Origin of the sequence: Lysinibacillus sp. 2017 (assembly GCF_003073375.1) — a bacterium.
Classification (GTDB): Bacteria; Bacillota; Bacilli; order Bacillales_A; family Planococcaceae; genus Solibacillus.
Genome location: NZ_CP029002.1, coordinates 2,129,573 through 2,141,915, shown reverse-complemented (window position 1 = coordinate 2,141,915; position 12,343 = coordinate 2,129,573). Strand labels below are relative to the sequence as shown.

Genomic DNA, 12,343 nt, shown 5'->3' with positions numbered 1-12,343 from the left:
TTCTAATCAATTAGATTTTGGAGCAATACATGTAGAAGAGATTGTGAAGGATTCTACTTAAACTATCAGCGTGCTTTAGTACAACAGGATTTATAAAGTATGCAAAATAAACCTAAAAAACGTTCCCAAATGAAAGTTTGGGGACAGTTTAAAAAGGCACAAACGTTGATTTAACAGCGTTTCGTGCTTTTTCTTGTGAATGTTTTTTATACCATATTTTATACAGATGGCTCAAATGGTTGATACAACTGTATTTTGCTTGTTGGAAGTGTTCTCTATCTTGCATAAAATCGTGTATATTCCTTATTGTTGTAAATTCATATTTTTCTTACTATACCCAAAATGGGAAATCACAATAAATCAGATTCCCCAAATTATTTAAAAACAACAATTAAATTTAACAGAGCCAAAAAATAAAGTGAAGTTAGGAATGGGAAAAGTTAGACGGTTATTTTGGATTGATCAAGAGAATTTTGAATGAAATAGATTAAAAAAGAGGTTTTAATATTTGAAATGGAGGAAACATAAACAAAAAAGAGTAGGTGATCGTATTGCAAACGGCATTAAAATATTTTCGTCAGACTCACTTAGAATATTTATGGCTCCATTTTCTTGTCGCAATTGTCTTAATCGTCACTTCAGTATTCTGGTTTATTTTGCCTTATTATATTATTAGCTACGGCCTATTTGAGACGTTTTTACAACAATTCACTTTTGTATTGGCTCTATTTTTGGTGCCATCCTTTTTCATTACGCTACATTGCTGGTTCATTAATATGAAAGCAGCTTTAAAATGGAAAGAAAATCACCCGAACGAAAATGTAATGCGTTGGGTTTTAAAATTTCAGTCGATAACTATTGCTATTGTCATTATTTTTACGGCCATTATCATGTCCACTTTATTTTTCATTGATATGGTTCGTTAGTATATCTTTTTCGTCAGGTATTTCTTGAATACGATGCTTTTTACTTCTTCACATATGTCTCACAGCTTCGTCAAAAAAAGTTCACATATTAAAAAGCAGTAATGTTCTGTAAAATTTGGTACGATTGAGGCATCAATGTAAGGGAGATCGAAGACAACATGAATACAGATTTAAATATCTTCTTGGCATTCGGTGCTGGGTTTTTAAGTTTTATATCGCCATGCACCTTGCCTCTTTATCCGGCCTTTTTGTCATATATAACGGGTATGACTTTTGATGAGTTGAAAAATGAGCGCGGCATGATGCAAAAACGAGCTATCATACATACACTATGCTTCCTTCTAGGTTTTTCAATCATTTTTATTGCCATTGGGTTTGGTACATCATTAGCACAAACCTTTTTCATTCAATATAAGGATTTAATCAGACAAGTTGGGGCCATTTTAATTGTCGTTTTTGGATTAATGATCGTCGGCTTGTTACAAATTGATTTGTTAATGAAGGATCGTAAATTCGCATTTAAAAATCGTCCATCCGGTTACATTGGATCGGTGCTGATTGGGTTAGCATTTGCTGCGGGCTGGACGCCATGTACGGGTCCTATATTAATGGCCATTATCGCATTAGGAGCGACAACGCCTGATTCGGCCATTTGGTATATGCTTTCTTATTTCCTTGGCTTTGCGATTCCATTCTTTGTCTTATCATTCTTTATCACACGTTTAAGCTGGATTCGTCATCATAGCCAAAAAATCATCAAAGTTGGTGGCTGGGTAATGATTGCTTTAGGTGTATTATTATTCTTTGATGGTTTAACGTACATTATTACAATTTTCTCACCGATTTTCCGTGGATTTACAGGTTTCTAATAGTTACATGGACAATGTGAAGTGCTATACTTATGAAAGTGAAGTGAAAAATAAATGTCAACTGTTTTAGTTGTAGATGATGCATTATTTATGCGAGTTGCCATTAGCAATATGCTAAAAGAATGGGGCTTTGAAGTAGTAGGGGAAGCAAGCAATGGGAAAGAAGCTATTGCCCAATACAAAGAGTTAAAGCCAGATTTAGTGACGATGGATGTAACGATGCCGATTATGACAGGGCTTGAAGCAGTAAAACACATTATTTCGTATGATCCTGATGCTAAAGTGATTATGATTACGGCATTAGGTCAGCAAAAGAAGATTAAAATAGCGATTGATAGTGGCGCAAAGGATTTTATAACGAAGCCATTTAATCCAGAACAGTTAAGAGAAGTCGCGTTTAATGTATTAAATACAGTTAAAAATTAGTCAACATAAGAGGAGGAATATAATGTTTGACAATATACCTTCTTACTACTTAGTAATTGGCTCAACGATTATGGCGATTGTAATGGGTACGTTTGTGATGTTTATTCGATTACGTGCACAAAAAAAGCCTGTATCGACTAAGAAGATTCTCATTCCTCCGTTTGCGATGTCAACAGGGGCATTAATGTTCATTTTTAAAGAGTTTCGTGTTGAGCCAACCCAAATTTTAGAAGCAGTTGGTATTGGAGTTTTGTTCTCGATAGTATTAATCGTCTCATCGAAATTTGAAATTCGTGATGGCCAGATTTATATGAAGCAGTCGAAAGCATTTCCGTTTATTTTAATCGGGTTGTTAGTTTTACGAGTTATTCTCAAGCTAATGTTCTCAGATACCTTAGATGTTGGAGAACTTGCAGGAATGTTCTTCATATTAGCATTCTCAATGATTTTACCATGGCGTATCGGGATGCTCATCAAATATAAAAAAATCGAAAAATCACATATTGTGGCATAAGAAAATCCTTACAAGGCGCGAGTGCTTTGTAAGGATTTTTTTCGTCGTTTGTTAAATTTTATAATCATCGCACAATGGATAAATCTCGAAAAAGGCTTATCCCATGTCAAGGCCAAACGGACACTTTAGCACTTTTGGTCATTACGCTTCAAATAAGTGTTCATACGGTTTTGTATCAATTTCCATTTGATTCATTTTTTTGCGTAAAAATTTATGGTCTCGCTTTGGTGATGCAATAATATAACCACGGATGATTAAATCCAAACTGATCTTTGTCGCTTTTTCTTCGATCGCAAGCTCTCCAATTTTCCCCGCAATCTTTTCCTTAGCCACTTGGCGGAAAAGCTCTGGAACTGGACTCACGAGCTCTCTTAAAAGTTCCTTCTCTTCAACGCCCCACATATCGATCGTTTTGTCTAAATAAATATTTTGCCAATCTAAATCCGACTTGCCATCTTGTTTCGGGAGCGCTTTTAAAAACTTGCGGAACATGAAGAAGCCACCAATGCCCATTAACGAAACGAGTATAACAACCCAAAATAATATGAACCATAAAAACCAGCCATCTAAGCCCAAAATTTTCACCTCTTTATTCACTTTAATATTTATCTCTCTGTAACGGTGGGAGATAAAACCCCCAACTAATTGAAGTTTCACTTTATTATATAAGGTTTTGTAAAAAATTTCATCGGAATGTCCCTTTTTTTACATAAAAATCCTATATATAAGGCAAGGAGGTGATAAACATGAATGAATTCGGATTTGTATCGGCAACGATGGCGGTATTTTACACAACAGGATTAGATGAGTTTAATGAACCTGTAATTAAAAGTACAACTTACCGCAACATTTCACCAAATGTTTCAGCTACGCAAATGAAAACCGTGGCACAAGCACTAATCGGATTAACGGATTACGGCTATGTGGAAACCGTAAAAACGCAAAAAGACTTAATCGCGTAACCCAATTTAAATTTCCAAAAGAGGAGGTGATACCATGAGCCTAGTTTTACAGTTAACGTTTACGAATGCGTTAAAACAAACAATGACGTTAAACATCGATAGTCCAAAGGCAAATTTAACTGAAGCCGAAATTGACGCAGCGATGCAAACCATTATTGATCAAGCTGTATTTGAAAAGGAAGGCTTTGCGTTTAACACGAAAAAATCAGCACGTATTGTAGAACGCAATGTCACACCATTTGAATTGAATGTTTAACAAACAAGCCGGTGAAGCGCTAAACTTTACCGGCTTTTCAAATTATCAAAGGAGAGGAGGTCATTTCATGGAACAGTGGATAACGATTCTTCAAGAAGTAAGTTTTCCAATCATTATTTCATTTTATTTGTTATATCGCATTGAAACGAAACTTGAAGCGATTCATACGGCACTCGTATCATTGAATAACCCCGCGAAAGTGTAGCCAATTGTGAAACCGCTCTTCACAATTTCGACACACAAACTTTCTAGGTGAATGTATTGTATAAACTTGGTACTTTCGCTAAGATGAAAGTAAGATTTCGAGAGTGGAGAGAGAGACATGAAAAAAAAATCACTCGCACTTGCGATGCTGCTTGTAGTGGCAACGGTGTTAAGTGCCTGTAGTAACTATCAATTCAAACCAACTACGAACTATGAAATTTCTAATTTTACAGCGATGGATCAGCGCGGTGAAGAAGTGACCTTAGATAGCTTGAAAGGGAAACCGTGGCTAGCGATGTTCATCTTTACAAACTGTACGTCGATTTGCTCACCGATGACGTACAATATGAAGCTCGTTCAAGATGAGTTAGTGAAAAAGGGCGTTGAAGATTACAATATCGTCGCGTTCTCAATCGACCCTGCCTATGATACACCAGAAGAACTGACGAAGTATTTAGAACGTCACAGCGCACCTGATGAATCCAAATGGCATATGCTAACAGGCTATGATCAAACATTCATCGAACAATTTGCAGCAAATTCATTTAAATCATTAGTGAAGGCAGATCCAAACAGTGACCAAGTCATCCACGCCAATACGTTTTACTTAGTCGATGAAAAAGGCATTGCCGTGAAAAACTATACAGGTTATTCACAATCAGAAGACGGCGTACCGTATGATACGATTGTGACAGATTTAGAATCATTAATTGAAGAACGTTTAGGGAAATAATGAATGAAGGAAGCATAAACATTAACGTGTTTGTGCTTTTTTGTTTTGCATTTAAAGGGATTCCTATTTAATAAAGTCCGTTCTGCTACACTACGGGGATCGATTTCTTCGGGGCGTGGCTCCATCTAACTTATTGTTTGATACCACGGCGGCAAGTAATAAGTGGATATTGCGCGCACGCTTAATACCCAAGGAGTCGCTCTTGCGCTTCGCGGCCGCAATTTTGCGAATTAATCGTGCTAGCAAAGCAACAGTAAACCCAATTATTAATAGAATAGTGGATTTGAACTAATAATTACATAAATTTTTCCGATAGTATAGTTAGTTAGGGAATGGAAATTCAATAGTTGCTACTGAATATTAACGAAAAATATTCGATGAAATGACAATTAATGTTCGAATTTGTATAACAATCCCAATTTTTTGTATAAACAGGTATACTAAGATTAGACATAATTTGTAAGGAGATGGATTACATATGGATTATAAAAAGATTTTAGCCGCAACGGCAGTGACGTCGGCTGCGATTGTTGTGCCAGTGGTGGCACAGGCGGAGGAGACTACAGAAATTGAAGTTACTACTAATGGTGAATTAATTAGCGAAACGAACTCTGTATTTGGAAAAACAATTAAAGCCAATACTAAAATCGATGATGTAGATTATAAGTACACAGCGTACGAATGGTATATAGAAGGTGTAAAAGTTAGCACTGGCACAGAGTATAAGGTTCCAATCTCTGCAGTGGATAAAACAGTAAAGCTTATCGTGACGTATGTAGATGGAGAAATAACTAAAAAAATGTCCGATACAGTAACGATTGATTCCTTAGGGAAAGCTGAAGCTAAGTTTAATGATGAAGATGGCAAGCCTGTTGAAACTGCTACGATTAATTCTTCAATTACAGCAAAAGGCTATAAAGTAGATACAGGTGAAGTTGTTACGGGGTTCCAGTGGTACATCGTTGATACTAATACTTATAATTTTGAACTATTATCCGGCGAAACAGATGTTGAACTGGATGTTCCATTTAAAGCACAAGGAAAGCAGCTTTTATTTGTCGTATCTACTAAACAGGGAAATTATTATACATCAGTAATCGATGTGGAAGAAATTGTAGTGGAAGAAAACGATACGAAGTTTGAATTAGCGCTTAACGGAACAACAACATCTAATATAGATGAAGTCGAGTTAGTTGCTGGAGATGTTGTTTCAGTAAAAAATATTACAGTTGATGGTGGAAATAATGTAAAACTTACTGCTTCTCAATTTGACGTGAAGTATCAATGGTATGCAATTACTAAAGAAGATAATAAAGTTAATTCTACAATACTAGTAAAAGATGCCACAAATGCTTCATTTACAGTTCCTGCAGATAGCGCAAAAAAAGAATATGGGCAATTTATGGTTGAAATATATATTTCAGTTCCACAAATTGAGTTTGACTTTATGTATCCTGTGTTTGTTGGAAATAAATTAGCGGTCAGTGAAATTTTAGAAACATATATTACGAATTTAGTTGATTCTTCATCGAAAGCATATCAATTAGATATTAAAGCACCAGACTATACAGATGATATGACTTTAACAGGCTTTATGCGTTTCAAATCTTATGTAAGTTTCTTAAATAGTGAATATGAAAAATTATCACCAAATCGCAAACAGTTAATTAGTAATTATGCTTTATTACAAGAAGCAAATCAAGATGTACAAGCATTTACGAAGTTTTATGATGAGTACAAAAAATTTGTTGATTTAAAAATGAACTTCGAAAATAAAACTGTAAAACATGCAGATTTAACTAAAAAATTTGCGACATTAAAAACAGCATATAATAAATTGACAGCAAAACAACGTTCATTAATGCCACTTGCAGGAATAGAAACAAACTATGTGGATATTATGCAAGAATGGTTAAATAAAAGTGCAACGAGTTACGATTCTAAAGACTATATTACTTATAAAATTATTGATGATTTAAACAAAGAAATAGTAGGTTTATTAATATTAAACACTACTTCGGAGGACAATACTACATATGGCAATGCGTATTTAATTGCAAGAGAATACGATATGTTTCCATTTGAATCTATTGTAGAATTCCAAAGCAAAGTAAAAACATTGACTGAAGAAGCTGCGAAAGTAGATAAAACATTTCAACCACTCATTTATACATCTGTTTTAAAAACAGCACAAACAAATGCGAAAAAAGCACAAGCTGTTGTTGATAAAATAAACCTTATCGAAAATGCAAAGGATTCTAAGAAAAAAGCAAGTGCTATCATTGCTGCTAATAAATTATATGATAAGTTAACTGCTCTACAAAAGTCTTTAATTTTAAATATAAAAGCCCTTACACCAGAAGAAACGGATGCGCAAGATGAAGCATCTGAAGTAGTTGAAGAGTTAAGAGATTTAATAAGTGGATTAAAAGATTATACAGAGAGCACAGAAGATTTAACTTTGACAATTGAAGAAATTACAACACAGTATAAGTTATTAAGTCCGGCAGATAAAAAGCAGGTGACGAACTACTCCACTGTCGCCCAAGTAAAAAAAGATGTGAAGGCTGCTGACAAAGTAGTGAAAGCATTTGCTGCTGCGGAAAAATTAGAAGATGATGCAAATACCATAGATTCTGACAATGTCAAAGGTATCATTAGTAAATTAAAATCTGCAAAGACAAAATATCAAGCGGCGTATAAAGCTTATATTAAGTTAACGCCAACAGTACGTATTCTTGTTGATAGTTCAATTAGTGAAAAAGATTTAATCGAATCTTTTGATATCATTATTAAAGGTATTGATACCGAAATCGACAAATTATCTGAGGTTACTGTAACAGATAGCAAAGCGAGCACGTTAATTGATGAAATCACAAAATTTGAAGCTGAAGTAACTAAGGGAAGTACAGATACTACAGTAGCATTAACAACATTAAATTCATTAAAAACACAGTATAAAGCATTATCATCCGTCGATAAGAAAAAAGTTTATAATTATTCAACACTTTCAACAATAAACGCGAACATTTCAAAAGCTAAAACGGCTGAAACTAAATTACAAGCCGCACTGAAAGATGGTAGTGAATCGAAGCTTACAACTGCTTTAACGGCCTTTAAAAAGTTAACGGAAATTCAACAAGGCCTAGTAAGTAAATCAATTTTAGATGATGTAAATACAGCATTAGAAGATATTCAAGATGGTAAGACTGATAAAAGTGATCTTGAATTCATGTTTGAAACTTTAGCTGGTGAATACGGCTATGAAGATGTTAAATCAGCACAAAAGGAAGCAAATCGTTTGTCTGCAAAAGAATTAAAAGCTATTAAGAATTATAATGCTTACCAAAATGCGTTAAAAGAACTGAAGGCTGTAGAATCATTCATTGCAAAAATTGATAAGTTAGGAGATACTCCTACGTATTCTAAAAAGCAAACGATTATTACAAACTACAATAAGTTAACTGCCAAGCAGGCTATGATATTTGAAAGTATGGATGGCTATCCACAAATCATTTCAGAAATGATTAAAAAGTTAACAACTTCTTCTAAAAATTTAAATGAATTCATTGGATCACTTTTAGTATCTGGACAATATGATTTAAAAGCTTCTTTTAATGAAGTTCCGGAGGTTAAAGGTGAAGCCCTAAGCTTTGTTACTAGCTTTGATGAATTTTTAGCAGCAATTGATTCAGAATACAAAAAGTTAGACAGTAAAGAAAAGAAATTAGTACCGCATTATTCAATTGTGACACAGGCGAAAAAGGACTCAAAAGCGATTAAATCAGTTATTGAATTAGCAGTAAAATATAACGCAAGTAGCGTTGATAGTAAGGGGTCCGATGAACTTAAAGTTCAATGGGAACGTGCATTCAATAAATTATCAGCCCAGCAACAAAGTTTGTTTAATTTAGCAATGCCAGGTTTTAAGAAATAACGGACGAAAACCCGATACAACACGTATCGGGTTTTTTCAATGTTAAGGAAATTATAGATTTTCGCATTGTGGATAACTATTACAAAAGTTTCATCTACGTCTAGGCTAAAGCGCCAGCCCCTCGGACATTTCGAACCCTCCTGCAAAAGTGGTGAAGCTTTTACTTTTGCGTCGGGCCCTCCAATGTCTGTCGGGGCTTAGAGGGCGCTTTAGCGCTTTTGTTCTTAAAACCCCCCTCGCCATTTCCTCCCAATCTTGTTATAATCTAAAAAATCAGATTATTTAGAGAGAAAAGGAGAGACATCATGGTCAACATCCCATTATTTATCATAGCTTGTATCTTACTCATCATCTTACCTGGCCCAGACACGGCGATTGTCACGAAAAATACAATCGTTGGGGAGCAAAAGGGTGGCTTTCAAACGATGTTGGGTTCTTGTGCGGGGCTAGCGATTCATACGATTGCGGCGGTTGCAGGGCTTTCTGCAATCATCGTAAAATCAGCACTGGCATTTACGATTTTAAAATATGTGGGCGCGGCGTATCTTTGCTATTTAGGTGTAAAGACTTTCATGGCGATGCGCGCGAGAAAAGATCAAATCGATGAAGAAGTACTTGTCGAGGCAAAGGGGAGCTCTTATTTCAAGCAAGGCTTCATCACCAATATTACCAATCCGAAAGTGGCGGTATTTTTCTTAACATTTTTACCACAGTTTTTAGCGCCAAAGAGTGAGCCATTTTGGTCGTTTTTAATTATGGGTATCATTTATTCGGTACTGACGTTTTTATGGTTTGCGTTTTATGTGTTCTTGCTTGATCGAATTCGTACCTTTATGAAACGTCCAGCTACACAAGCAGTCATTGAAGTGTTGACGGGTGTTGTACTTATTGGCTTTGGCATAAAATTGGCATTTGAAAAAGCATAATCGAAGGAAAAAAAATTTAATTTAAAGGGAGATTTTCTATTGAACCAAACTTTACTAGTTATTGACGCACAACAAGAATTGATAGATGGTAATGAAAAGGAAAAAGGCGTTTTTAATAAGGAAACGCTATTAAAAAATATAAATTTAGTAATTAAAAAAGGAATAGACGCCGAAAGTTTAATCGTTTTCATAAGAGATAAGGATGTTGCTGAAGGTATCGGTAAAGGATTTGATATTCATGAAGCTATTGATATCCCTAAAGAAGCAAAGATATTTGATAAGCTGGCAACCAATTCGTTTTATGGGACTCCGTTATTAGAATTTTTACAAGAAAGGAATATAGAGCATTTAGTTATAATGGGGTGCAAGACAGAATATTGTATTGATACAGCGGTACGAACGGCAACGATAAAGGGTTTAGATGTCACCTTAGTAGGAGATGGTCATTCAACAACGGATTCACAAACTTTAACTGCTGAGCAGATTATACTTCATCATAATGAAATCCTACATGGACATTATAATGTTGATAATTTTTCACTAGTTAGGAATACAGATGACGATCTGTTTCAACCGAATCATAATGATTATCGGTAGTTGAGTTCATTAAACGGAGAGATTATTAACCATTAAGTGCAAGCTGCTTTATTTGTAAAAGTCGTTCAATTTGTGTAACTTTTTGCTTTTTTGGGTAAAGGCTACAAGATGTAAATTGAAGGGAGGGGTCATGATAGCATTATACGTTGTCATGTGGATTGCCTTTATTGCAATGATTGCAGTTAACTTTTTGGCGAATTCGCTACCGATTAATGGGCAAACGACTGCAGAAATTTCGAATCGCCTAGATGTTGTCTTCACACCAGCAGGCTATGTATTTTCGATTTGGGGCCTCATTTATTTTTTATTGGTTGTCTGGCTCATCCTCAATTATCGGAAAATAAAAGAAAACCGTTTCGAAACAAAAATTGGCATCCTTTTTATTGCAAGCTGCATATTCAATATCGGCTGGTTATTAAGTTGGCATAATGAACAATTTGCGTTATCGGTTCTTGTTATGTTTTTATTATTAGGCACTTTGATTATGATTTATTTACAATACAGTCCAATGCAAACGGGTTTTTCAGAGCGTTTACCGTTCTCATTTTACTTAGGATGGATTACAGTAGCGACGATTGCCAATGTTAGCTATGTCCTGAAGTATTATGAGGTAGATTTAGGTATCTCGGAGGTGCTTGGCTCACTCGTACTCGTTGCTGTGGCAGTAGTCATAGGCTATGCGGCAATCGCTTATTCAAAGGATATTTACTTCGTGCTCGTTATCGTGTGGGCGCTTATAGGCATTGCTGTACGAACGACTGATGAAACAATGCAACACGGCACGATTATATTAACTGTTATATTGGTCATTGCATCGCTCATTCAATGGATTGCAAATCGAAAAAGTATGGCAAAATAAAAGAAGTCAATGAGTTCAAAATTTGAATTCATTGACTTCTTTTTTTACGTAACACAATAGCCGATAAAATTAAATACCGTAATCGAATTGAATCCCATGTAGAAACATAACGCCACGGCAATTGCCATCGAAATCACAATGATAACGGCTGCTTCTTTAAAATAAGTTAAAACAAGTAACACGATAAATACGGCGGTTAATAAGAAGAACATAATGCCGATACCGGTCATTTGGAAATGCGCGGTCATACCCGTTTCAACGACAGAACTGTTGAAAACTTGGAAAAGGGCAGATACGTTTTCACTTTGAACAAATGACATCGGAGGTTGCTGCTCACTAAAAATCGCAGTAATCGCTAAAATGGCGATTAATAGACCTGTTTCGATTTTTACCCACGTTCTTGGTTCAAAGAGAGGCTTCTCGATTTTTAGTTTGATCAAAAGGCCATTTCCTAAAACGATAAAGGTTAATGGAAGTAATAGTACATGCTTGATAAATAACCATTGCCCGTATTTACTTGCCCAACCTGTGACGTAAGCTGGCACGATGGCATCTATGAGTAAGACGCCACTTAGTGCGATGGCTGAGAAAGCAACGAGTGCCGTAGGGGAAAACCATTTCAAAAAGGCTTCCCAGTTATTCGAATTCGTTGAAAAAAAGCTAATGATGATTAATATACCAAGCCAAATACTAACCGCAAATAAATGAATGAAGTCAAAAGCTTCACCAGCAATGGGCTTCATAGAACTCGCATGACTTACATAGGCCATCGCAGCAATAATCGCAATGAGTAATGTAATGATTGCGACGGATAAGATTTTTTTTTTTGATTTCGTGCTTGCTGACACGACAATTAGTAAAACAAGCGTAAATAGCAAGATTGTAACCCATGCATGTCCGACTTTATACTTTGAAATGATCGTCCACAACGAGTCTACAAATCCGAACTGTGGAGTTAAAATCATTAACAGCTGAATATTCGGTACAAACGCGACAATCGGTATGACCGAGCTACTCATATAAAGCCATTTGCTCGAAATTTCAAAGCTTGGTCGAAGCGTTTCAGGCATGAGTTTTAATATGAAAGTCCCCATTAAAGTAGCAAGACTTGCATATAAAATGAATTGACTCATG

14 protein-coding genes are annotated in these 12,343 nt (G+C 35.5%); 12 read left to right on the top strand and 2 right to left on the bottom strand.

Annotation, left to right across the window (positions count from 1 at the left end; translation table 11 throughout):
• Positions 1-551 precede the first annotated feature (551 nt).
• From DCE79_RS10355 to DCE79_RS10340, 4 genes are all read left to right on the top strand, one after another.
• Complete coding sequence (locus DCE79_RS10355; RefSeq protein ID WP_135841959.1) at positions 552-926, top strand: hypothetical protein; 375 nt, start codon at positions 552-554, stop codon at positions 924-926.
• A 158-nt stretch (positions 927-1,084) separates the two neighbouring features.
• The gene (locus DCE79_RS10350; protein ID WP_108712981.1) at positions 1,085-1,795 is read left to right on the top strand and encodes a cytochrome c biogenesis CcdA family protein; all 711 of its coding nucleotides are present in this window, start codon (positions 1,085-1,087) and stop codon (positions 1,793-1,795) included.
• 54 nt (positions 1,796-1,849) lie between these two features.
• Positions 1,850-2,221 (top strand): response regulator, encoded by a 372-nt coding sequence (locus tag DCE79_RS10345; protein ID WP_108712980.1) that lies wholly within the window; start codon positions 1,850-1,852, stop codon positions 2,219-2,221.
• Positions 2,222-2,243: 22 nt separating this feature from the next.
• Positions 2,244-2,735, top strand: coding sequence for a CcdC family protein (locus DCE79_RS10340; protein ID WP_108712979.1), 492 nt, complete (start codon positions 2,244-2,246; stop codon positions 2,733-2,735).
• 141 nt (positions 2,736-2,876) lie between these two features.
• Here the strand turns inward: DCE79_RS10340 and DCE79_RS10335 are convergent, their stop codons facing one another.
• Complete coding sequence (locus DCE79_RS10335) at positions 2,877-3,311, bottom strand: DUF2621 family protein (RefSeq protein ID WP_108712978.1); 435 nt, start codon at positions 3,309-3,311, stop codon at positions 2,877-2,879.
• Positions 3,312-3,481: 170 nt separating this feature from the next.
• Here DCE79_RS10335 and DCE79_RS10330 point away from each other — a divergent pair, with 170 nt between their 5' ends.
• The 8 genes from DCE79_RS10330 (at position 3,482) to DCE79_RS10295 (ending at position 11,209) form a co-directional block, all read left to right on the top strand.
• Positions 3,482-3,697, top strand: coding sequence for a DUF1659 domain-containing protein (locus DCE79_RS10330; RefSeq protein WP_108712977.1), 216 nt, complete (start codon positions 3,482-3,484; stop codon positions 3,695-3,697).
• Between the two features lie 34 nt (positions 3,698-3,731).
• Positions 3,732-3,953 (top strand): DUF2922 domain-containing protein, encoded by a 222-nt coding sequence (locus DCE79_RS10325; protein ID WP_108712976.1) that lies wholly within the window; start codon positions 3,732-3,734, stop codon positions 3,951-3,953.
• Positions 3,954-4,020: 67 nt separating this feature from the next.
• Entirely contained in the window at positions 4,021-4,158 is a 138-nt protein-coding gene (locus DCE79_RS10320) for a YvrJ family protein (RefSeq protein WP_108712975.1), read from the top strand.
• A gap of 117 nt (positions 4,159-4,275) precedes the next feature.
• On the top strand, positions 4,276-4,890 hold the full coding sequence (locus tag DCE79_RS10315; protein WP_108712974.1) for an SCO family protein: 615 nt from the start codon (positions 4,276-4,278) through the stop codon (positions 4,888-4,890).
• A 478-nt stretch (positions 4,891-5,368) separates the two neighbouring features.
• Positions 5,369-8,827 (top strand): hypothetical protein, encoded by a 3,459-nt coding sequence (locus DCE79_RS10310; RefSeq protein WP_108712973.1) that lies wholly within the window; start codon positions 5,369-5,371, stop codon positions 8,825-8,827.
• A 305-nt stretch (positions 8,828-9,132) separates the two neighbouring features.
• Positions 9,133-9,753 (top strand): LysE family translocator, encoded by a 621-nt coding sequence (locus tag DCE79_RS10305; protein ID WP_108712972.1) that lies wholly within the window; start codon positions 9,133-9,135, stop codon positions 9,751-9,753.
• Positions 9,754-9,792: 39 nt separating this feature from the next.
• Complete coding sequence (locus tag DCE79_RS10300; protein ID WP_108712971.1) at positions 9,793-10,350, top strand: isochorismatase family protein; 558 nt, start codon at positions 9,793-9,795, stop codon at positions 10,348-10,350.
• A gap of 130 nt (positions 10,351-10,480) precedes the next feature.
• Positions 10,481-11,209, top strand: coding sequence for a TspO/MBR family protein (locus DCE79_RS10295; RefSeq protein WP_234417242.1), 729 nt, complete (start codon positions 10,481-10,483; stop codon positions 11,207-11,209).
• Positions 11,210-11,253: 44 nt separating this feature from the next.
• On the opposite strand, the gene DCE79_RS10290 is transcribed toward DCE79_RS10295, so the two are convergent.
• Positions 11,254-12,342 (bottom strand): copper resistance D family protein, encoded by a 1,089-nt coding sequence (locus DCE79_RS10290; protein ID WP_159083090.1) that lies wholly within the window; start codon positions 12,340-12,342, stop codon positions 11,254-11,256.
• Position 12,343: the final 1 nt, after the last annotated feature.